We start from the raw sequence: 21,269 nt of genomic DNA, 5'->3' as shown, positions 1-21,269 counted from the left end.
AGTCAGGCGAGGCGCGCGACCGCAGCCGCGATGCGCTCGTCCGTCGCCGTCAGCGCAACCCGCACATACTGCGCTCCGGCCGGGCCGTAGAACTCACCCGGCGCGGCGAGGATCCCGCGCTCGGCCAGCCATCTGACGGTGTCGCGGCACGGCTCGCCGCGGGTCACCCACAGGTACAGGCCGGCCTCGGAGTGCTCCACGGTGAACCCGGCTCCCTGAAGGGCAGGCAACAGCACCGCACGACGCTTCGCGTAGCGCTCGCGCTGGGCAGCCTCGTGCTCGTCGTCGTCGAGGGCGGCCACCATCGCTGACTGCACCGGCGTCGGCACGATCATCCCGGCATGCTTGCGCACCGCGAGAAGTTCGGCCACCACGGCAGGATCGCCCGCGACGAAACCCGCGCGGTACCCGGCCAGCGAGGACGTCTTGGACAGTGAGTGGACGGCCAGCAGACCGGTGTGGTCGCCATCGCAGACCGACGGGTGCAGGACGCTGAGCGGCTCCGCATCCCAGCTGAGGCCCAGATAGCACTCATCGGAGGCGATCAGCACGTCGCGCTCGCGGGCCCAGGACACCACCTTGCGCAGATGGTCCACGCCGAGCACACGGCCGGTGGGGTTGCTGGGCGAGTTCAGATAGATCAGCGCGGGACGCTGGGGACCCAGCTGGGTCAGCGAATCGGCGCGCAGCACCTGCGCCCCGGCCAGCAGCGCGCCCACCTCGTAGGTCGGGTAGGCCAGTTCGGGGACGACGACGATATCGCCGGGACCGACGGCAAGCAGGGTCGGCAGCCACGCGATCAGCTCCTTGGTGCCGATCACCGGCAGCACGGCATCCGGCGCCAGGCCGGTGATGCCGTACCGGCGTCGCAGTGCTGCTTCCGCGGAGGCCCGAAGGGCCGGGGTACCGGCAGTCGTCGGGTATCCGGGAGACGAGCTGGCAGCGGCCAGCGCGTCCCGGATCACCGGCGCAACGGGGTCTACGGGAGTGCCTACCGAAAGGTCGACGATTCCGTCGGGGTGCGAGCGGGCCAGCGCCGTGACGTCGGCCAGGGTGTCCCACGGGAACTCTGGCAGTAGCGCCGAACGACGCTGTCGCACCACGTCAGTCTCGAAGCCGGATTCGACTGTGCTCAGTCCTCGGCCTTGGCCGGCAGGTCCTTGATGGCCTGCGGGTCGTTGTCGGTCTCGCCGACCTTCGAAGCGCCGCCGGGGGAACCCAACTCGGAGAAGAAGTCGGCGTTGGCCTGCGCGTAGCTGCTCCACTGGTCCGGGACGTCATCTTCGTAGTAGATGGCCTCGACCGGGCAGACCGGTTCGCATGCGCCGCAGTCCACACACTCGTCGGGGTGGATGTACAACATGCGTGCACCCTCGTAGATGCAGTCGACCGGGCACTCTTCGATACATGCCTTGTCTTTGATGTCGACGCAGGGTTCGGCAATGACGTACGTCACTGATGTCTCTCCTGTCCAGTGGGCTGCTGGGCTCGGTGGTCGGGACTCTGATGAGTCGACGTCACAGTATGCGTTGCCCATACTTGGACGCTCGTCTCAGTGTGCCCTAACTTCACGCACCACCCGTTAAGGGTGGCGCGTAGTAACTGATACTAAACGTCGCAGATACCTCTCGCCTAGTCGCCACGGTCGATTACTTGCCCGCCGACGATGGCATACAACTAGTTGCATAGGACCGCCGGTCCCACCTACCCTGCCGACATGGGGTTGGCCTATCCGAACCTTTTGTCACCGTTGGACCTCGGGTTCACCACACTGCGCAACCGCGTGGTGATGGGCTCGATGCACACGGGTCTGGAGGATCGCGCCGGCGACACCGCGAAGCTGGCCGAGTACTTCGCCGAGCGCGCCCGTGGCGGCGTCGGGCTGATCATCACCGGCGGCTACGCACCGAACAAGACCGGCTGGCTGCTGCCGTTCGCCTCACAACTGGTGTCTTCTTCGGAAGCGCGGCGCCATCGCCGGATCACCGGCGCGGTGCACGACGCGGACGGCAAGATCCTGCTGCAGATCCTGCACGCCGGACGCTATGCCTACCACCCTCTTTCGGTGAGCGCGTCCGCGATCAAGGCCCCCATCAACCCCTTCCGGCCGCGGGCGCTGCGCGATGTCGAGGGCACCATCGACGATTTCGTCCGCTGCGCACTGCTGGCCCGCGAGGCGGGTTATGACGGTGTCGAGATCATGGGAAGCGAGGGCTATCTGCTCAACCAGTTCCTCGCGCCGCGCACCAACAAGCGCACCGACGCATGGGGCGGTACCCCGGAGAAACGTCGCCGCTTCCCGGTCGAGATCGTGCGCCGAGTGCGTGAGGCGGCGGGTTCCGATTTCATCATCTGCTACCGGATGTCGATGGCCGACTACGTCGAGGACGGTCAGAGCTGGGACGAAATCATCGCGCTGGCAACCGAAGTCGAGGCTGCAGGGGCGACGATCATCAACTCGGGTTTCGGTTGGCACGAGGCGCGGGTGCCCACCATCGTCACCTCGGTACCCAACAGCGCATTCGTCGACATCAGCAGTGCGGTGGCCGAGCACGTCTCCGTCCCGGTGGTGGCCTCCAACCGGATCAACATGCCGGAGACCGCCGAACAGACCCTGGCCGAGACCCACGTGCAGATGATCTCGATGGCCCGGCCCTTCCTCAGCGACCCGGACTGGGTGCTCAAGGCCGCCGAGCAACGCGCCGACGAGATCAACACGTGCATCGCCTGCAATCAGGCCTGCCTCGACCACGCCTTCGTGCACAAGAAGGTGTCCTGCTTGCTCAACCCCCGCGCCGGGCGGGAGACGACGCTGACACTGAGCCCGACGCGTCGCGCCCGGTCCGTGGCCGTCGTCGGAGCCGGGCCCGCCGGGTTGTCCGCCGCGGTCAGCGCCGCCCAACGCGGTCATCACGTGACGCTGTTCGAGGCGGCGTCGGCGATCGGAGGCCAATTCGACTTGGCCAGAAGGATTCCCGGCAAGGAGGAGTTCAACCAGACCATCCGCTACTACACCACCATGCTCGCCAAGCTCGAGGTCGACGTGCGATTGGGCGTCCGGGCCGGGGTCGAGGACCTGACCGGCTTCGACGAGGTGGTGCTGGCCAGCGGGGTCACCCCGCGACTTCCCGCCATTCCGGGGATCGACCATCCAAAGGTTCTCACCTATGCGCAGGCCATCACCGGGGCGCCGGTGGGCAAGTCGGTGGCGGTGATCGGCGCGGGCGGAATCGGTTTCGATGTCAGTGAATTCCTGACGACCGACCTGTCCCCGACGCTGAACCTGAAGGAATGGAAGGCCGAGTGGGGCGCGGCCGACCCCCAGGAGGCCCGCGGAGCACTCGCCACTGCGCTGCCCGCACCGGCCGTCCGGGAGGTGTACCTGCTACAGCGCACCAAGGGCGCTCAGGGCCGAAACCTCGGCAAAACCAGCGGTTGGGTGCACCGTGCGTCGCTGAAAGCCAAAGGGGTGCAGCAGCTTTCCGGGGTGAACTACGAGCTCATCGACGATGAGGGCCTTCACATCAGCTTCGGTTCCGAGCACCGGGACCGGCGCGTACTACCGGTCGACAATGTGGTGATCTGCGCCGGTCAGGAATCGGTACGCGATCTCGAGGAGGCGTTGCGCGGCGCGGGAATCGAGCCCCACATCATCGGAGGCGCGGCTGTGGCAGCAGAACTCGATGCCAAGCGAGCCATCAGGCAGGGAACGGAGCTGGCCGCCGAGCTGTGAGTCGCTGGCCGAGGACCGGCACTAACCGCGGGTGTCGATCACCTGCTGGGCAACATCGACGAGCTTGGTGTTGCTGTCCTGCGACAGCCGCCTCAGCATCTCGAAGGCTTGTACGTCGTCCACCTGGTAACGCTCCATGATGATGCCTTTGGCCTGGCCGATGCGGTCCCTCGTGGTCAGCGCCGACGTCAGCTGCTCGGTGTGCTTGCCTGCCAGCAGCGCAGCGGCCGCGTGCGCGGCGAGCACGGTCCCGATGGTCTCCGCTTCGCCGTCCCACGCCCCGGGCTGGAAGCCGAACAGGTTGAGCGCGCCGGCCGTGCGGTCCGCGGTGTAGAGCTTGAAGGACAGCCCGCTGAACACACCGATATCGGCGGCGGCCTTCGAATAGCTCGGCCACCTCGTTTCCTCGCGGAAGTCGTCGGTGCGGACCACGGTGTCGGCCAGGGCGGCCTGCATACACGGACCTTCCTGGAAGGCCATCTGCAGTCGGTCGAGTTCATGGGGCAGATCGCTGGTGCCTGCCAGCGACTCGAAGCTGCCACCGGTACCGATGAGCAACACCCCGGCGGTGTCCGCGCCGGGGATCAGTTCGGTGGCCGCCGCGGTGACACCGCTCAGTATCTGATCGACGGTCCGTGGCATGGCGACAGCGCGGGCGAGGTCCGCCATGCGCACCGCCAGACCGTGGCGCGTCAGTTCCACCATGTCAGTTCCGCCATGTCGGACGGGGTTCCCGCACTCGGACGGTTGCACACATGACGTTTGTCACCGCGGAGCCGGGGCATCCTGATTCTTTAGGTGAGGGCCATGGTCGACCATCGCCCCCACTCAGGTCTCGCCGGTTCAGACATCGAGCCGACGGGACCGCCTTCTGGCGAATGTCACGCTGGCGTGGCCCTGGAGGCCGATCGCCACGCCAGCGTGACAAAGCAGCAGGTCAGGCCTGCTTGAGCGCCTCGATCTCGAGGGTGATGGTGACCTTGTCGCCGATGACGGTGCCACCGGTTTCCAGCGGCATGTCGATGTCGATGCCGAAGTCCTTGCGGTTCAGCACAACCGATGCCTCGAACCCGGCCACGGCGCCCTGCCCCATCCCGGGGTTCACGCCGTTGTACTCGAGCTTGAGGGAAACCGGCTTGGTCACGCCCTTCAGGGTGAAGTCGCCGTCGAGGACGTAGTCGTCCCCATCGGGCCGCACGCTGGTCGAGACGAAGGTGGCGGTCGGGTGATTCTCGGCGTCAAAAAAGTCTGCGGAGCGCACGTGCGCGTCGCGCTGCTCGTTGCGGGTGTCGATGGAGTTGAGGTCGATGGTGGCGCTGACCGACGGGGTGCCGTCCTCGGCAATGGTGATCGCGCCGCTGAAGGTCTCGAAGCTGCCGCGAACCTTGCTCACCATGAGGTGGCGGACCGAAAAGTTGATCGATGAATGCACCGGATCGATGGCCCAGGTGCCTGTGGTCAGATCGGTGGCTACGGCTGCGGTCATGGTGTCTCCTTGATTTTCGGGCCGGTCCTTCCGGCACCTTCAGTGGAGACAACCGGACCGTGGTCCGATTCAATTCCCGATTTTCGGGATTTTTCTGCCGATTTCGAAAGCGCAGCGCATCATGCTCTGGTCAGCAATTTGCATCACTGTCAATTTCAAGATCGGACCGACTGGTATGCGCACACTCATCGCCGCCATCGCGTGCACCGCAGCAACAACCGGCGACGCCGGAAGCCTCTCCTGCGAGATCCTCGACGGGCGGCTGATGGACTCCGGTATCGCGGGTGACGGGCACGACGTGAATTGCTTGACCCGCGCGAGCGCCCTGTCATAGCTCGGCGCAGAAGGCTAGGCAGCCAGCGGTGAGTAGTCGGTGGAGCGCTGACGCGCGGGCCGGCCGATGCCCTCGGCGATCGCGACGAGCTCGGCCACAGTCTTGGCCGAGCCGTTCTCCGAGCCGGCCATCCGGGAGATCGTCTCCTCCATCAACGTGCCGCCCAGGTCGTTGGCGCCGCCCCGCAGCATCACCTGCGTGCGTTCGGTACCGAGCTTGACCCACGACGTCTGGATGTGAGAGATCCGGCCATGCAACATGATGCGGGCCAACGCGTGCACAGCCCGATTGTCGCGGTGCGTCGGCCCGGGACGCGCGCCACCGGCCAGATACAGCGGGGACGACTGGTGCACGAACGGCAGGGGCACGAACTCGGTGAAGCCGCCGGTCCGATCCTGGATGGAACGCAGCACGTTGAGGTGCCCGACCCAGTGTTTCGGCGTGTCCACGTGGCCGTACATCATCGTCGATGACGAGCGCAGCCCCACTTCGTGCGCGGTGGTCACCACGTTGATCCACTCCGACGTCGGCAACTTGCCCTTGGTCAGCACCCAGCGCACCTCGTCGTCGAGGATCTCGGCGGCCGTGCCCGGGATGGTGTCCAACCCTGCCTCGCGCAGCGAGGTCAGCCACTCCCGCACAGACAGCCCACTGCGGGTGACACCGTTGGCGATCTCCATGGGCGAGAACGCGTGCACGTGCATCGACGGCACCCGCGCCTTGACGGCCCGGACCAGATCGGCATAACCCGTGACGGGAAGCTCGGGGTCGATGCCGCCCTGCATGCACACCTCGGTGGCGCCGGCGACGTGCGCCTCCCAGGCCCGGTCGGCGACCTCGTCGGTGGACAGCGAATAGGCGTCGGCGTCGCCCTTGCGCTGCGCGAACGCGCAGAACCGGCAGCCGGTGTAGCAGATGTTCGTGAAGTTGATGTTGCGGTTCACGACGAAGGTGACGTCGTCGCCGACGACGTCACGACGCAATGAATCCGCCAGTGCGGTAACGGCTTCCAGCGCCGGGCCGTCCGCGGTGGCCAGCGCCAGGTACTCGTCGTCGCTGCAGCCGCCCGGATCGCGTTCGGCCGATCGCAACGCGGCCAGCACATCGGTGTCGATGCGTTCGGGAGCCCGCGCGGCGAGCTCGTGCACCTTGGCCCGGATCGACTCCCAGTCGCCGAACGCGCTGTCCAGATCGCTGCGGGTCTCGGTGAGCCGGCCCTCGGAGTCGATCGCGGAGTGCAGATCGGTGCGGCCCAGCGATTCGGAGGCCTCGTCGGGCTCCTGCCACGGCCGTCCGACCGGGTTGACGTCGAGCGCGAACCCGGTGTCGGGATCGGCCAGCGCATCCACGTGCCCGCGCACCCGCGGATCGATCCACGCCGCGCCGGCCTGTACGTACTGCGGTTGCGCGGTGAGTCTTTGCACCAGGTCGTAACCGGCTGCGGCGGTGACGTCGGCCAGGTCGTCGAGAGCCGGCCATGGCCGTTCCGGGTTGACGTGGTCGGGGGTCAGCGGCGAGACGCCACCCCAGTCGTCGACACCTGCGCCGATCAGCGCCAGGCATTCGTCACGCGAGACCAGATTCGGCGGGGCCTGGACGCGCATCTTGGGGCCCAGCACCAGGCGGGTGACGGCGATCGTCGCGATGAAGTCGTCGATGCCGGCATCTGGCGTCGACGCCATCGCGGTGTGGTCCTTGGCCCGGAAGTTCTGCACGATCACTTCTTGAACGTGACCGAACTCCTTGTGGGACTTGCGGATTGCGTGCATGGTCTCGGCCCGCTCGGTCAGCGTCTCGCCGATACCGACCAGCAGCCCGGTGGTGAACGGGATCGAGAGCCGGCCGGCATCATCCAGCGTCCGCAGCCGTACGGCGGGGTCTTTGTCCGGGCTGCCGTAATGGGCCTCGCCCTTGAGCTCGAACAGGCGCCGGGAGGTGGTCTCCAGCATCATGCCCATCGACGGCGCGACGGGCTTGAGGCGCGAGAGCTCCGACCAGCTCATCACGCCGGGGTTCAGGTGCGGCAGCAGCCCGGTCTCCTCGAGGACCCGGATGGCCATGGCCCGCACGTAGTCCAGCGTGGAGTCGTAGCCGCGCTCGTCGAGCCACTGCCGGGCTTCGTCCCAGCGATCCTCGGGCCGGTCACCGAGGGTGAACAGCGCTTCCTTGCAACCCAGTTCGGCACCACGGCGCGCGACGTCGAGAATCTCGTCGGGCTCCATGTACATCCCCATGCCCTGCGCGCGCAGCTTGCCGGGCACGGTGACAAAGGTGCAGTAATGGCAGGTATCGCGGCACAGATGCGTCACTGGGATGAAGACCTTGCGCGAGTAGCTGACCGGCAGCCGGCCGTTCGCCCCGCGCCGGCCCGCCGATTCAAGGCCGGCGTCGCGGACCCGCGCGGCGCTGGCACACAGATCGGTCAGGTCCTCGCCCCGGGCCGTCATCGCGATGGCAGCCTCGTCGACGTTGAGGGTCACGCCGTCACGGGCCCGGCGCAGGACCCGCCGTAGAGCCCCCGAAGTGATCGGCGCACTCGGCACCGTGGATTTCGGTGGGACGGCCGGGATGGGCAGATCGGCGCCGTGCTGGGGGTTCAGAGCCACTCCCGTGTAACCCCGTCGTTGTGCTCAATCATCCACGCGTCTCACATTCTGAAACCAATGTGCCCGGCATACCGGCCACAGTAGACCTAGCATGTCGGCGCAACACGCCGCCCTTATTGGACACACAATTTAAAGGAGCGACGAACAGGTTCACGACCACGTAAGTTATTTCCGTCGGGAAGGGGATACCGGAGGAGTCGTGATGTCTACAAGTGTTCGTTCGTATCTGGTCGCGGGAGCCGCCGCAGCTACTGCCACAGCCATCGCCCTCGCCCCGGTACAGGCAGCACCCGCCGACATCGCAGTCCCCGCGCAACCTACTTCCACCCAGCCGCAGCTGACGCAGGCCATGGTCGACCTGCTCGCCGCGGCCAGCCGCATGACGGCCGCGGTGGCGCCGAACCTGACGGATCCGACGGACGCCGCGCCCGCGCCGGGCATTGCCCCAGCCGCCGCTGTGACCCGCGATGTCGCTGTGCAGAATGCGGCTGGCAATTTCTTGGAGTCCTCATACCTGGGAGTCCAGGCCTGGGTCGACTGGGCTGTGGATTACGGCACCGACCTGGCCTACTGGGTTGGGCAATGGGTTCCGTTCGTCAGCCCCATCACCACTCAGGTCGACATCTTCTACTGGACACTGATCAAACCGATCGCGGATGCCGTTGTTCTCACCTTCCTGGTCCCAGTGGTCAACGACCCGCTGAATCTTGGGGTGTGGGTCAACTCCGCCGGTGCGGCGATCAACCAGTCGTTCCAGGCCGCGGTCAACTTTGGAGTCGCCGAGTTCAACGAGTTCTTCGGCTGGATCCTCCCGCCGCTGCCGCCACCATTCCCCACGGTTGCATCGGTCGCGACGACCCAGACGCTCGGCGGCCCATTGGCATCCGGCCTGCGCGAACTGGTCGGCGATCTGGTGCGGCCGTCGACGGATTTCATGACCAACCTTGCGGCGCCCGCGGCGTTCACCGAGGGAATTACCCAGCGCCCGCTGGCGTCCATCACTGGTGCACTCACGAAGGCCGGCGAGAACTTGGCCACAGCGTTCGAGAAGCTATCCGAGGGAACGGGCATCGAGACCCTCGCAGACCGGCTCAAGGCGCAGGCCGCCGAGGGTGAGCAGAACCCGGTCGCCGAGCTCACCGACCACCTGAGCGACACCGTCGAGACAGTCTCGAACGACGCCGAACCGCAGGAGATCACGACCGTACAGAAAGGCGACATCAGCGTCGTCCCGAAGTCGGTGCGCCAGTCGCTGCGGAATGCTCAGGACGCAACCGCGGTCGACAAGACAGAAGGAGCCGACAAGGCACCTGGCCGGACCATCGTCTCAGGCAAACAGGGCATCCGCTCTGCCGTCGACAAGTCGGCGGCGGGTGCGAAGAAGGCCGGCGACGATGCCCGCGACGCGGTCAAGACGGCCGTCAAGAATGCGGCGCCGAAGCCCAAGGTCAAGAAGGAAAAGACCGTGTCGTCCAAGGATTCCCAGCAGTCCAACGGCAACGACAGCGGCAAGTCGGGCAGTTCCAAGCACGACAAGAAGTGAGTCAGCGGCGGTAATGCCGTCGCAGTATCGCCGCCGGTGGTAACGCACCGGCGGCGATGAATATCAGCGAGCCGTAGGCCATCAGTCCACTGCCGGCGAAGATGATGTCTCCGCCAGGTCCGCCGAAAGTCATCGCCACGACGGTAGCCAGCCACGTCCACAGCGGCAGCGCCGCCACCCGCATGGAATCGGTCCAGTGGACGGCGGCCCACACCAGCGCGGTGTTGAGTGCTCCGACGAACAGTGCGCTCACCGGAAATGGGATCGAGCCGATGTATGACGGCAACAACAATGCACCTACGACGGCGGAGATGATGCCGTCAATGGCGAGCAGTGCCAGGACGATGCGACCCAGCACGAGGTCCGAGGGCGTGCCCAGGTCGGGTCTCAGGTGGGGATGCTGTCGAGCAGACCGACCAGCGAACCCACCACCCACTGGAAGTTGTCCGCACGGTCCTGCCAGTGCTGCAGGTTCGGATCCAGATCGGGGTCCATGAATGTCCCTTCGACGCCTCTGATTAACCGGAGCTTACCGCGTCCAGTTTTGGCTATTGCAGATTCAGTCCGTGCAGCAGGTCGGTTTCCCACCCACGTTCGTCGCGCTCCCCCGCCTCGCCGGAGACCAGGACGTAATGCTCCTCGCCGATCAGTGGCAGTGCCAGATTGTTGGACAGGGCGAATGCGGTGCCGTCGGAAGAGACGGTGACCTGCGTGGCGTGCGCGCGCATCGCGGCGACCTTGGCCGGAAGCTGCGCGGTGGCGTCGACCACGGCATCGATCTGTTCGTCGCTGTACCCGAACGGGACATCGCCGACGTCGATCCGGATCCACTCCTCGGGAGTGTCCCGCAGATTTTGGAGGCCGGCCCGCATCGCGGTGCTCGCCATGACCGTCCAATAGAACTTGGGGACGGCCCAGCCGCCGCCGTCCCGTGCGGCCTCGACCGCCGCGGTGGTGACGCGATGGGCCTGTTTGTGGTCGGGATGGCCGTAGCCGCCGTCGGGATCGTAGGTGACGACGACGTGTGGCCGCAGGGTCTCGATGATCTGCACCAGTTCGCCGACGGCCTCGTCGAAATCGGCGTCGATGAAGCGCTGTTGCTTGCGCGCCGACGTGCCCTCCATGCCCGAGTCACGCCATCGACCGGGACCGCCGAGGAACTGTGGTTCGCCGATACCCAGAGCGTTCAGCGCTTTGGTCAGCTCACTGATCCGGTAGCCGCCGAGTTGGTCGGCGTGGTCCACGGCCAACTGCGCGTAGCGGTCACCGATGACCTCTCCCTCCTCGCCTAGGGTGCACGTCACCACGTGTACCTCCGCGCCGCGCGCGGCGTAGTGCGCGATGGTGGCACCGGTGGTCAGGGTTTCGTCGTCCGGGTGGGCGTGGACAAACAGGAGACGGGGCGCTTCGTTCGGCATCGTGATCGACGATAGCCCGCGCACCGTCAGCCGCGCCCGACGACTCATGTCACCGGCTTTCTCCACCGCGCTGACGAATCCACGCGTGCCGCATACATTCACGGAGTGACCCGGCGTGAGCTTGAGTTCGGCTGCAGCATCGTCGTTGTCGGGCTGCTGGCGGGCCTGGCCGGGATGGCGACGACGGTTCTGCTGCATTTCGTCGAACACCTCACCTACGCCTATTCGTTCGGCTCGCTGCTCGATGGCGTCAGCGGGAGCAGTCCGGTGCGCCGCGCCCTCGGCCCGATGATCGGTGGAGCACTGGCCGGGTTCGGCTGGTGGATTCTGCGCCGGCACTATGTGATTCCCGGACTGGCCTCGACCATCGCCAATCATGGGCCCATTCCCCGGGTTTCACTGACGCTCGACGCCGCGCTGCAGGTACTGGTGGTGGGGGCCGGAGCGTCCCTGGGCCGTGAGGGCGCACCCCGTCAGGTTGCGGCTGTGCTCGGCGACGCCGGCACCTCCCGGTGGGCGCTGACTGCGCACGACCGTCAGATCCTGCTCGCCTGCGCCGCGGGGGCCGGCCTGGGAGCGGTGTACAGCGTGCCGGTCGGCGGTGCCTTGTTCGCGATCCGCATCATGCTGCACACGTGGCATCCGCGGGCCGTCGGCGCCGCGTTGATCACCTCGGCGCTGGCGGTCGCCGTCGCGGCGCCCGTGACCCATGTCCGAGCTCCGCTGGTATGGCCGGATCCGAGCCTGTCCTATTTTCTGACCGGTTTCGCGCTGGTCCTTGCGCCGCTGGCCCTGGCTGTTGGCATGGCTTTCAATCGGATCATGGCGCTGGCCCGGCCTCCGGCGGCGCTCACGTCGTGGCTGATCATCCCGGGCATTGCGGGGGCGGGCCTGCTTGTCGGCCTCGGTTCGGTGTGGTGGCCGGAGCTCCCGGGCAATGGCAAGAGCATCCTCACCGTCAGTCTCGACAGTGGGATGACGCTCGGCTCTGCCGCGGTGATCCTGCTCCTCAAGCCCGTCCTCACCGCGATCTTCCTGCGCGCCGGCGCGGTGGGCGGCATGCTCACCCCGGCGCTCGCGACCGGCGCCGCGCTCGGCTCGCTCATTGCCATTTCGATCAACACCCTGGGCCTTCACCCCGTCAGCGTCGCCGCCGTCTCGCTCACCTGTGCAGCCGGCGTGCTTGCCGTGACGCAGCGCGCGCCGATCTGGGCCGCGCTCTTCGTGTGGGAACTCGCGCGGCCGCCGCTTTGGGTACTGCTGCCGTTCCTGGCTGCCGCGCTGGCCGCCCACGGGCTCCAATCCCTGGCCGAGCGGCGCACCGAAGTAGCGGTCGACTGACCGACCGCGAGCAAACCTCGACGACGAAATCCGTAGTCTTTGAAACTGACCGCGACTGCCACTTCGTTGCTATCGCAAAGACTGTGCGAATACCGAGACCGCTGGTCCCATTGGTGTCGCGCGTCGCACCGACGGCCTTCTTGTTTTACAGATCACATCGCATTGTCCACTGTGCGCGTGCTAACTCTTCAGCCGGCATCGCGACGGCATTACCGCTGGGTAACCTAACCGCGCTTATCCTCCTGGACTTCGCTGGCAATCAAATGACGCTCACCGACATATGTTTGCCATAGCCCTCCTGTCAGCGGCCCTAATATCGCTACTTTGGGTATCGCAACCATGGGTGGCGACCACGGTAAATGCGTACTACCAGCAATATCCCAGATACCTTGAGTCTATTTGCGGGGTCCAATGCGGGTCTCGGCGAGCTGAAAAATAGTTAAGAAAATTTGCAGACAGCGGAACTTACTATGGGGTAACTTCTGCGCCGACCTTAGTTACGCTCCCGTAAGGAGATTCAATGCAACTCGCTGCTCGGTCCTACCTGGCTGCGGGGGTGGCACTCGTAGGTGCCAGCGCCATCGCAGTCAGCCCCATGGCTCCGTCTGTTCCAGAGGTGCATGTACCTGTCGCCCTCACGACTGCGGTGGACAACCCGCTGACCGTGTTCGCGCCGGTGGTCACCACCACCCAGACGTTGATCAGCAACATCATCGAACGCCAGACCAGCAACCCGGCTGCGATCCCCCGCCAGCTCATCGACAACGCGGTCGGCGGCTATCAGGCCTTCATGAGCACGCCCCCGGCTTGGCAGATCGCACAGGTTCTCGCCGACGGAGTCATCGCGGCCCAGAACTTCGGCCCCAACCTTGCCGCGCTCGGCGAAACCACGTCCGCGGCGGGGACCGCGATCAGTGAGGCCCTCGGTGATTTGGCGGCCGGTCTGCCCGCCGGGCTTGAGGCCGCTGCAGCACAGATCGCCGCCGGTAATGCCGGCGGCGCCCTCGATGTCTTGGTGCAGGGCGGAATGCAGCCCATCATCAATATCCTGATATTTGCGGTGTCCCCGGAGATCAACGCCATCGGGCATGTACTCAACGTTCCGCAACCGATCATCGATGCTACGTCGGAGGCCGCACTCGGAGTGGTCATCGGACTGGCCGCCTCAACGATCGGCGTCGGGTACGACCTGGACGGTCAGCCGAGAGCCATTGTGAAGCAGGCTCTCGTCGGAGCTCAGGATGTGGCGAACGCCGTCGCCACCGGCGATCCGGTCAAGGTGATCAACGCCGTCCAACACGGCATCGCGGACTTCGCCACGAGCGTGGTCTTCCAAACCGACGCGACGATCTCGATGGGCAATTACATCGCGGACTCCTACGTGAACGCCCTCAAGCAGATCAAGCCCAAGCCGTTCACTCCTCCGACCGAGGTCCTCACCACCAAGGCACTGGCCGCCCCGGCACCCGCTGCCACCACAGCGGTCACCACGGCGCTGGAGCCGGTGACCGCACCGGCCGGCAAGGCCGAGGCTGCTCCAGTTACAGACGCGGACAACGCTTCTGACGCCGACACGGGTGCAGCCGCGACGGACACCGACGGCGCCACCCCGGCCGTGACCAAGGTCGCGACGAAGGTATCCCCGAAGTCTGCCAACGTGCAGGAGAAGGCGAATCCCGCCAAGGCAGTTCGCAACCAGGTGAAGTCGGCCGTCAAGAAGCTGACCGACGGCCTGAAGAAGGACAAGAGCGGCGTCCAGAAGAGCGCCGAGAAGAAGACGGACTCGTCGGGCGACGCGGCGAAGAGCGCCGACAAGGGTGCCGACAAGTAGGCCTGAGCACCACCCGGCGACCCCCTCCATCCACGCGATGGAGGGGGCTCTTCCGTTCTGAGGGATTTCTCAGCTGCTGCTCAGATACACCTCGGATCGCCAGGGTCCACACTCGCGTGGAGGCGAAATGGCGACCGCGGACATTTGATTGCCGTGGCAATGCTGTAGCAAAACCCTTTAACCGACGCCTCGCGTACTGCCGCCTTGGCTGTCGCCGCCGCGTTCGGGATGCCGCCTGCCGGTGTGGCGCCACCGTGCGCAGCCACCGTTTTGCGCTAAATCTCGATGCCACGAGAACTCGCTGATCGACATCGATTTCGCCGGCACAACGCAATTTCAGCGAACACCGGTGATTCTGCGATATTTGATTGCGATCGACAGTGTCGTTCGAAGTCGGAGCTTCGCGAAGGCCCCCTAACCAAAGGCTCTATCAGCTAGTTTCCCTTGCTTACGATCCGATTAGCCGGCAATCCAGCCTTGAATGCAACTTTTCAAAAACTCAATTTTGTAAAGTTACTCTCAGGTAGCTTCAGCCTCGTCGGGGATCGGAATGATCTGGAGGAGAAGCCATGCACGTCGCAGCCCATCCCTATTTCACCGCTGGTGTCGCCTTCCTCGGAGCGGGCGCCATCGCGATGAGTCCGGTCGCGCCGCCGATGCCGGACATCACGGTTCCGGCGGTTTCATCGGCTGAGGTGAGCCTGTCGGCAGCAACCGATCCGATCCAGGCATATCTGGACCTGTTCACGAACACCTTCACCAATGTGTCGACCATCATCGGACAGGAAGTGACCGATCCCGCGCCTGTCCTGCTACAGGTGATCACGAATCAGCTCAGCACCGCGGGTTCGCTTTTCACCGCCTTGCAAGGCTCCGCAACCGCGCTGGGCAATGCGCTTGACCCGTCGAACCCCTGGAGCATCCCGTCCTTGCTGCAGGCCTCTCTGACCGATCTCATGGCGGGCGACGTCAACAGCGCGGTGGCCAACCTCTGGAGCGCATTCCTGACCCCTGTCGCCGGCGCCGTCCTTCCATTGCTCGAGCCCGCCATCAACGCCGTCAGACAGCCGGTGCAGAACCTGGCCAATGTGCTGAGCAACCCGGCGATTGTGGCATTGCCCGCGCTCGGCCTGCTCAACGTCGCATACCGGACGATCACGGTGGCGGGAAACGTCGGACAGGAGATCGTTGACTCTGCCACGGCGGGTGATCCGCTCGGCGTCGTGAACGCGATGCTCAGCAGCCCGGCCGTCATCACGGATGCGTTCCTCAACGGTGACGAGCTCGGCGGCGGCGTGTTCGGTCCCAACCTGGGCCTTCTTAGCACCCTGCGGCAGGCACGCGAGATGATCGCTGCGGCAATCACTCCGCCGGCCACCGAGGAGTCACGCGCAGCCGCGGACACGACCCTGCCGTCCGCGGCGAAGGTCGTCACGCTCGACGTCAGTCCGAAGCCAGCACCCGCGCCGGCCCCGGCCGTCGCGCCGATTCAGCAGGCACCGGCCGAAACCGCGCCAGCTGCAGAGGATTCCGTTGCCGCCACCACCTCAGTCGGCGCCAACGCGGTGGTGAAGGACAGCATCAAGGCAGCACCCGGCAAGAGCCTGTCGACCAAGCGGTCCGCGTCGGCCAAACAGGTCCGCGAAGGCATCCAGGGGACGGTCAAGAACGTCACCGACGGAATCAAGAAAGCCGCCGATGGACTCAGCGGCAAGAGCGCCAAAGCAGGCAAGCACTCCGTGTCCGCCAAGTCCGGCGCAGACTCGTCATCGTCAGATTCGAGCAACGCAGCCTGACACAGCACCCTCAGTGGGCCTCCTCGGACGAGGGGGCCCACTGCCTTTCTCAGCGCGCCTTTGTCCAGGTGCCCGCGTCGCCGACGATGCCGACGGGCACGGCACCGGTGAGGCTGACGCTCTGCACGCTCGGTCCGGCCGCCACGATCGTGGTGTCCTGCAGGATCGGAAGCACGGTCGACATACTCCACAACCGGGGCTCGACGGCCTGGATCACCTCGGCGATGTTCTGCGAACCATCCAGCGCGCCATCAATTTTCGCTTGGATGCTGTGATCACAGATCCCGGTGATATTGCTGGGCGCCTGGACCAGGGCACCTGAATCCGGGGCCGGAATCGGCTGGGTCGTGGTCTGCGTGGTCGAGGGCGCAGGAGGTGCGGAGCTTGGCGTCGGCTTCGATGACGGCGAGGGCGCGACACCGGGAACCGCGGTCGAGACGGCGGTCGCCTCCAATGCGCGGCAGCCGTAGCGAGAGGCGAGGCTGGTCGCCAGGTCTCCCCCGGCCTGGTGCCAGCCGACAATCGCGTCGACACGGTTGTTGGTCAACGCATCTCCGTAGAGCGCGACCGGATCCAGGGCCAACACGGAGGCGTCGATGCCGACATTGCGTAGTTGATCGGCGGCGGTGTTGGCCACGGCCACCGACGTCGGATCATTGGACGCCACACCGAGCACCAACGACAACGTGGCCCCGTCCTTGGTGATGCGTTGCCTGCCGTTGTCCGGCGCCGGCGGCGCGCCGGGCGCGGGCGGAGTCTCCACGGGTTCGATCTGATAACCCGAGGCGCGCAGCAGATCCAGTGCGGCTTCCCGTGACATCGCCGGGGGCGCTGTCGGTATGTAGCCGGGATCGGACGGAGAGCGCACCTGTGCCTGCGCCAACGTCACGGTGTTGTCATCGCCCGCACCCACCGACGCGAGCAGGTCGACATCGATCAGACCGAGGATCGCCTTGCGCACCTGGGCTTCTGCCAATGTGGGCTGTCCGCCGCGCAGCGTCAATTGCATCACCCGCGGTGTGACGATTCTGGCGGTGCGGACATCCGGGATCGCGCTCAGCTGCGCGAATGTGGCTGCGCCACCGTGCACCTGGGCCACCTGGGTGTCGCCGTTGCGAATCGAGTCGGCAAGCGCAGCGGGCGCGCCGCCCCGGCGGAACAACACCAGATCCGGCTTGGCCGGCACACTCCAGTACCGGTCGTTGCGCGCGAGAAGGATCTCGTCACGCTGCGGGTCAATGCTCTCCACCCGGAACTGCCCGCCGGTGACCGGCATCGCGCGGGCCAGGCCCGCACCGAAACCGCCCGGGATGTCCTTGACGATGTGGGCCGGAAGGATGTCGTTGAACAGCTCTCGCCACGCCGGATAGGGCTGGGAGAAGGTCACCACCGCCTGCTTGCCGCCCTCCACCGATTGCACGCCGGTGATCAGGTCGTAGCCCGCCGGGTCGACAACGCCTGGCTGGCTGACCATTTGGCGCCACAGATACCAGTAGTCGTCGGCGGCGATGGGCGCGTTGTCGGTCCACTGCGCTTCGGGGCGAATCTTGTAGGTGACCGTGAACGGATTCTGGCTTGTCACCTCAGCCGATTCGAGAAGCGTCGGGTCCAGCTCCCAGTTGGAACCCGTCGGAGACTTCGGGTCGGGCACCGGGCGGAACGAACTCGGCAGCACCATCGAGGCGACCGCCGCGTTCACCGGGGACTGGTCCGACAGCAGGTGCGGGTTGAAGCCAGGGCCGATCGAATCGATGGCCATGATGATCTGCGTCGCCTTCATGGGGGGCGGCGGCGTCGTCTCTGTGGTCTCGGTGCTCTGCGGGGCCGGCGGCGGACTGACCGTGCAGCCGCTGAACAGAAGTGCCGGCACCGAAACGAGCGCCCCGATCGTCAAGCGGGCGCGGCGGAGGGGTGTCGGCACGCTACTCAGGGTATCGACCCTCTCCGGCCGCCACCGCCGCGCACCGGCCCTGCGGGGCAAACGGTCCACCTGCTACCGATGTCGGAACAATGGATCTAATTTTCAGGCCGTACCGACCATGCATATGGCCAGATCCGGCCGCCTCAACAGGCACTGAGCCTGCAGCGGCGGAGCGAAACGCAACATATTGCCGCTTCGGCAGTCTTTTTACATCCATCCCAGGCAATTGTCGGATAAAGTCAGCCCGGTCGGGCGGAGTGACCGACATCACATTCACCCAGCTGCAGTGACACTGCGGTGAGGGCGCTGAGCACTCGCACTTTTGCGCCGCCGACGCAGAGTCAGCGTCAGCGGGAAGGGGCAAGAGCGAGAACTAGCCCCGCGCCTTGGCCCGCGCCTTCGCGCGCGCCCGCAGCGATGCCGTCAGCTCCACCTTGCGCACGCGGACGACCTCGGGCGTCACCTCGACGCATTCGTCTTCGGCGCAGAACTCCATGGCCTGCTCGAGGCCCAGATCCAGTGGCCGCGCAAGCGTTTCCATGACGTCGGCGGTCGACGACCGCATGTTGGTCAGCTTCTTCTCGCGGGTGACGTTGACATCGAGATCCTCGGCGCGCGGGTTGATCCCGACGACCTGACCCTCGTAGGTGTCCTCGCCCGGCTCGACGAAGAACTGTCCGCGGTCGGCCAGCTGGATCATCGCGAACGGGGTGATCGAGCCGGACCGGTCGCTCACCAGCGAACCGGTGTGGCGGGCGCGGATCTCGCCGGCCCACGGCCGGTAACCGTCGAACACGGCGTTGGCGATGCCGGTGCCGCGCGTCAGGGTCAGGAAGTCGGTCCGGAATCCGATCAGTCCGCGGCTGGGCACGATGAAGTCCATCCGGACCCACCCGGCGGCATGGTTGGCCATCTCTTCCATGCGGCCCTTGCGGGCGGCCATCAACTGCGTGATGGCGCCGACGAACTCCTCCGGGCAGTCGATGGTCATCGCCTCGAACGGCTCGTGCAGCTTGCCGTCGATGTTGCGGGTAACCACCTGCGGCTTGCCGACAGTCAGCTCGAACCCTTCGCGGCGCATCTGCTCGACCAGCACGGCCAGCGCCAGCTCGCCTCGGCCCTGCACCTCCCAGGCGTCGGGACGACCGATGTCGACGACCTTGATCGACACATTGCCGACCAGCTCCGCGTCGAGGCGGTTCTTCACCATCCGGGCGGTCAGCTTGTGGCCGGAGACCTTGCCGGCCAGCGGCGAGGTGTTCGTCCCGATGGTGACCGAGATCGCCGGCTCGTCGACGGTGATACGGGGCAGCGCATGGGCGTGATCGGTGTCGGCCAGGGTGTCGCCGATCATGATCTCCGGCATACCCGCAACGGCCACGATGTCGCCGGCGACGGCCTCGTCGGTGGGCGTGCGTTCAACGCCCTCGGTGACCAGCAGCTCGGTGATCTTGGCGTTGGTGATGACCGGGTGGCCGTCGACCTCGCGCATCCAGGCAACCTGCTGGCCCTTCTTGAGCCGGCCCTTGTAGATGCGGATCAGCGCGAGACGGCCCAGGAAGGCCGAGGCGTCGAGGTTGGTCACGAGCGCCTGCAGCGGAGCCTCCGGATCACCCTGTGGCGGCGGAATGTGCTCGAGCAGCACATCGAAAAGCGGGTCGAGGTTCTCGCCGTCGGGGTTCTCGCCGTTGGCGGGCTGCGTCGTGGAAGCGATGCCGGCGCGTCCCGACGCGTACAGCGTGGGAAGGTCCAGCGCCTTCTCGGCGGCAGCCTGGGCCTCGTCGTCGAGATCGGAGGCGACGTCGAGCAGCAGGTCGTGGCTTTCCTCGACCACCTCGGCGATACGCGCGTCGGGCCGGTCGGTCTTGTTGACCACCAGGAGCACGGGCAGGTGCGCGGCCAGCGCCTTGCGCAGCACGAACCGGGTCTGAGGGAGCGGGCCCTCCGAGGCGTCGACCAGCAGAACCACGCCGTCGACCATGGACAGTCCGCGCTCCACCTCGCCGCCGAAATCGGCGTGCCCGGGTGTGTCGATGACGTTGATCACCGTCATGGTGCCGTCGGGGTGATGGCGGTGTACCGCGGTGTTCTTGGCCAGGATGGTGATGCCTTTTTCCTTCTCAAGGTCACCGGAGTCCATCAGGCGCTCCACCGCGTCGTCGCCGCGGTGCGTCAAGGCACCCGACTGTCGCAGCATCGCGTCGACTAGGGTCGTCTTGCCGTGGTCGACGTGGGCGACGATGGCGACGTTGCGAAAGCTCGGGCGTGAATCCACACCGACATTCTCGCAGGCACGCCGGTCGATCACGAAAACGAGAGAGCCCCGTCACGTTGAAGTCCGCAAAGATCGCCGGCCTCAAGCCCAAGAAGAAGTGCTGTAAGAGCAAGCCGCGCTGCAAACGCTGCCCGTTGGTGCTGCACAAGGTCCGCAAGGCCGAACACCACGGATTGAGCGGTAAAGAACTGGACAAGGTCTTCAAACGGGCCAGGAAATCCTGAGGTTCGCGAGTACCGTTTCAGGTATCCGTCACGTTGCCATAGGCGTGCTTGGAGGTGCCAGGATGACGGTTTACGAAGTGCTCACGGTCACGTTGATCATGGTGCTCGCGCTCGGGACCACGGTGGCGATCTATGTGGGCATGGCCAACTGGATCGGCGCCTGCTACATGGTCCGGTGCAGCGAATGCCACCACCTCACCTTCGCGTCGGCGAACCAGCCGCAGGCCTCGTGCGCGCACTGCCGCCACCCGATGCTGTTGCATCCGCTGTACGCGACGCAGCACCCCGGCCACGCCGTGCGGGTCGTCGAAGACCGGTTGCGGTACTAGCCCACGCCCCCGTAGTGCGGCATCGCATGGTCGCGGAGCGCACGCCCGGTGACCTTCTCCGCGCGTATCCGCACGAAGTGGTCGCGTCGTCCCTCGGCCCACGGCTGGACGAATGTCCCGGCGACCGCGACCTGATCGTCGACGTCGGTGATCGGCTCGGCGTGCCCCACGATGGTCACGCTCCAGCCGGTGTGGAGATCGGCGTCGAGTTCATCAGCCTCGAACGCCACCACCTGATGGTCGATGGCTGCGGAGAGCTTGGGCCCGCCGGCCACCCGGATCACCACATCGTCACGCCACACCCGGAAGTTGACGGGCTGCACGGCCGGCAACGCATCCTCGGTGAATACCAACCGTCCGACCCGCACCCGCTCCAGCAGATCCAGGCACTGCCTGCGGGTGAGAACGTCGAGTTCTTGTCCCTTCATCGGT

At 66.0% G+C, this 21,269-nt stretch carries 18 protein-coding genes; 8 read left to right on the top strand and 10 right to left on the bottom strand.

The genetic code is table 11. The features are described from left to right. Positions 1-2 precede the first annotated feature (2 nt). On the bottom strand, positions 3-1,103 hold the full coding sequence (gene dapC / locus H977_RS0111725; RefSeq protein ID WP_029108043.1) for a succinyldiaminopimelate transaminase: 1,101 nt from the start codon (positions 1,101-1,103) through the stop codon (positions 3-5). A 29-nt stretch (positions 1,104-1,132) separates the two neighbouring features. After that, the gene (gene fdxA, locus H977_RS0111720) at positions 1,133-1,456 is read right to left on the bottom strand and encodes a ferredoxin (protein WP_029108042.1); all 324 of its coding nucleotides are present in this window, start codon (positions 1,454-1,456) and stop codon (positions 1,133-1,135) included. Positions 1,457-1,717: 261 nt separating this feature from the next. Between fdxA and H977_RS0111715 the strand changes: the two genes are divergently transcribed. Beyond that, the gene (locus H977_RS0111715; RefSeq protein WP_029108041.1) at positions 1,718-3,733 is read left to right on the top strand and encodes an NADPH-dependent 2,4-dienoyl-CoA reductase; all 2,016 of its coding nucleotides are present in this window, start codon (positions 1,718-1,720) and stop codon (positions 3,731-3,733) included. Between the two features lie 21 nt (positions 3,734-3,754). On the opposite strand, the gene H977_RS0111710 is transcribed toward H977_RS0111715, so the two are convergent. Both H977_RS0111710 and H977_RS0111705 read right to left on the bottom strand, forming a co-directional pair. Continuing rightward, positions 3,755-4,438, bottom strand: a complete 684-nt coding sequence (locus H977_RS0111710) for a GAF and ANTAR domain-containing protein (RefSeq protein ID WP_029108040.1) — start codon at positions 4,436-4,438, stop codon at positions 3,755-3,757. A gap of 232 nt (positions 4,439-4,670) precedes the next feature. Continuing rightward, positions 4,671-5,219 carry a YceI family protein gene (locus tag H977_RS0111705; RefSeq protein WP_029108039.1) on the bottom strand — a complete coding sequence of 183 codons (549 nt, stop codon included), beginning with the start codon at positions 5,217-5,219 and terminating at the stop codon, positions 4,671-4,673. A 175-nt stretch (positions 5,220-5,394) separates the two neighbouring features. Between H977_RS0111705 and H977_RS34420 the strand changes: the two genes are divergently transcribed. Continuing rightward, positions 5,395-5,553: a hypothetical protein gene (locus tag H977_RS34420; RefSeq protein WP_155946605.1), complete on the top strand. Its 159-nt coding sequence runs from the start codon at positions 5,395-5,397 to the stop codon at positions 5,551-5,553. 14 nt (positions 5,554-5,567) lie between these two features. On the opposite strand, the gene H977_RS0111695 is transcribed toward H977_RS34420, so the two are convergent. Further along, positions 5,568-8,159 (bottom strand): bifunctional FO biosynthesis protein CofGH, encoded by a 2,592-nt coding sequence (locus tag H977_RS0111695; protein WP_029108037.1) that lies wholly within the window; start codon positions 8,157-8,159, stop codon positions 5,568-5,570. 202 nt (positions 8,160-8,361) lie between these two features. Here H977_RS0111695 and H977_RS34415 point away from each other — a divergent pair, with 202 nt between their 5' ends. Beyond that, positions 8,362-9,702 (top strand): hypothetical protein, encoded by a 1,341-nt coding sequence (locus H977_RS34415; protein WP_155946604.1) that lies wholly within the window; start codon positions 8,362-8,364, stop codon positions 9,700-9,702. 1 nt (position 9,703) lies between these two features. On the opposite strand, the gene H977_RS0111685 is transcribed toward H977_RS34415, so the two are convergent. Both H977_RS0111685 and mshB read right to left on the bottom strand, forming a co-directional pair. Then, a complete protein-coding gene (locus tag H977_RS0111685) occupies positions 9,704-10,093 on the bottom strand; it encodes a hypothetical protein (protein ID WP_502691165.1) in 390 nt (129 codons plus the stop codon). 157 nt (positions 10,094-10,250) lie between these two features. Then, positions 10,251-11,120 (bottom strand): N-acetyl-1-D-myo-inositol-2-amino-2-deoxy-alpha-D-glucopyranoside deacetylase, encoded by an 870-nt coding sequence (gene mshB / locus H977_RS0111675; RefSeq protein WP_029108035.1) that lies wholly within the window; start codon positions 11,118-11,120, stop codon positions 10,251-10,253. Positions 11,121-11,225: 105 nt separating this feature from the next. Here mshB and H977_RS0111670 point away from each other — a divergent pair, with 105 nt between their 5' ends. The 3 genes from H977_RS0111670 (at position 11,226) to H977_RS0111660 (ending at position 16,088) form a co-directional block, all read left to right on the top strand. After that, the gene (locus H977_RS0111670; RefSeq protein WP_029108034.1) at positions 11,226-12,461 is read left to right on the top strand and encodes a chloride channel protein; all 1,236 of its coding nucleotides are present in this window, start codon (positions 11,226-11,228) and stop codon (positions 12,459-12,461) included. A 520-nt stretch (positions 12,462-12,981) separates the two neighbouring features. Next, positions 12,982-14,292, top strand: coding sequence for a hypothetical protein (locus tag H977_RS0111665; RefSeq protein WP_155946602.1), 1,311 nt, complete (start codon positions 12,982-12,984; stop codon positions 14,290-14,292). 569 nt (positions 14,293-14,861) lie between these two features. Continuing rightward, positions 14,862-16,088, top strand: coding sequence for a hypothetical protein (locus tag H977_RS0111660; protein WP_029108032.1), 1,227 nt, complete (start codon positions 14,862-14,864; stop codon positions 16,086-16,088). A gap of 49 nt (positions 16,089-16,137) precedes the next feature. Here H977_RS0111660 and H977_RS0111655 read toward each other — a convergent pair whose 3' ends face one another. Both H977_RS0111655 and typA read right to left on the bottom strand, forming a co-directional pair. Then, entirely contained in the window at positions 16,138-18,009 is a 1,872-nt protein-coding gene (locus tag H977_RS0111655) for an ABC transporter family substrate-binding protein (protein ID WP_029108031.1), read from the bottom strand. Between the two features lie 373 nt (positions 18,010-18,382). Further along, positions 18,383-20,284, bottom strand: a complete 1,902-nt coding sequence (gene typA, locus H977_RS0111650) for a translational GTPase TypA (protein WP_029108030.1) — start codon at positions 20,282-20,284, stop codon at positions 18,383-18,385. Between the two features lie 56 nt (positions 20,285-20,340). Here typA and H977_RS35250 point away from each other — a divergent pair, with 56 nt between their 5' ends. Beyond that, on the top strand, positions 20,341-20,508 hold the full coding sequence (locus H977_RS35250; protein ID WP_097926522.1) for a hypothetical protein: 168 nt from the start codon (positions 20,341-20,343) through the stop codon (positions 20,506-20,508). Positions 20,509-20,570: 62 nt separating this feature from the next. Continuing rightward, the gene (locus tag H977_RS0111640; protein ID WP_029108029.1) at positions 20,571-20,837 is read left to right on the top strand and encodes a hypothetical protein; all 267 of its coding nucleotides are present in this window, start codon (positions 20,571-20,573) and stop codon (positions 20,835-20,837) included. Here H977_RS0111640 and H977_RS0111635 read toward each other — a convergent pair. Continuing rightward, positions 20,834-21,265: a pyridoxamine 5'-phosphate oxidase family protein gene (locus H977_RS0111635; protein WP_029108028.1), complete on the bottom strand. Its 432-nt coding sequence runs from the start codon at positions 21,263-21,265 to the stop codon at positions 20,834-20,836. The genes H977_RS0111640 and H977_RS0111635 overlap by 4 nt on opposite strands. Positions 21,266-21,269 lie beyond the last annotated feature (4 nt).

Origin of the sequence: Mycobacterium sp. URHD0025 (assembly GCF_000426065.1) — a bacterium.
Taxonomy (GTDB): Bacteria; Actinomycetota; Actinomycetes; order Mycobacteriales; family Mycobacteriaceae; genus Mycobacterium.
Note: the sequence above shows the minus strand (reverse complement) of the source record. Positions and strands in the feature narration are given on the sequence as shown.

Bases quoted from the DNA above. Each gene is read 5' to 3' on its own strand.
- H977_RS0111665 (WP_155946602.1), top strand. From the start codon at position 12,982: ATGCAACTCGCTGCTCGGTCCTACCTGGCTGCGGGGGTGGCACTCGTA.
- H977_RS0111635 (WP_029108028.1), bottom strand. From the start codon at position 21,265: ATGAAGGGACAAGAACTCGACGTTCTCACCCGCAGGCAGTGCCTGGAT.
- H977_RS0111705 (WP_029108039.1), bottom strand. From the start codon at position 5,219: ATGACCGCAGCCGTAGCCACCGATCTGACCACAGGCACCTGGGCCATC.
- H977_RS0111660 (WP_029108032.1), top strand. From the start codon at position 14,862: ATGCACGTCGCAGCCCATCCCTATTTCACCGCTGGTGTCGCCTTCCTC.
- H977_RS0111715 (WP_029108041.1), top strand. From the start codon at position 1,718: ATGGGGTTGGCCTATCCGAACCTTTTGTCACCGTTGGACCTCGGGTTC.
- H977_RS34420 (WP_155946605.1), top strand. From the start codon at position 5,395: ATGCGCACACTCATCGCCGCCATCGCGTGCACCGCAGCAACAACCGGC.
- H977_RS0111640 (WP_029108029.1), top strand. From the start codon at position 20,571: ATGACGGTTTACGAAGTGCTCACGGTCACGTTGATCATGGTGCTCGCG.
- H977_RS34415 (WP_155946604.1), top strand. From the start codon at position 8,362: ATGTCTACAAGTGTTCGTTCGTATCTGGTCGCGGGAGCCGCCGCAGCT.
- H977_RS0111710 (WP_029108040.1), bottom strand. From the start codon at position 4,438: ATGGTGGAACTGACGCGCCACGGTCTGGCGGTGCGCATGGCGGACCTC.
- mshB (WP_029108035.1), bottom strand. From the start codon at position 11,120: ATGCCGAACGAAGCGCCCCGTCTCCTGTTTGTCCACGCCCACCCGGAC.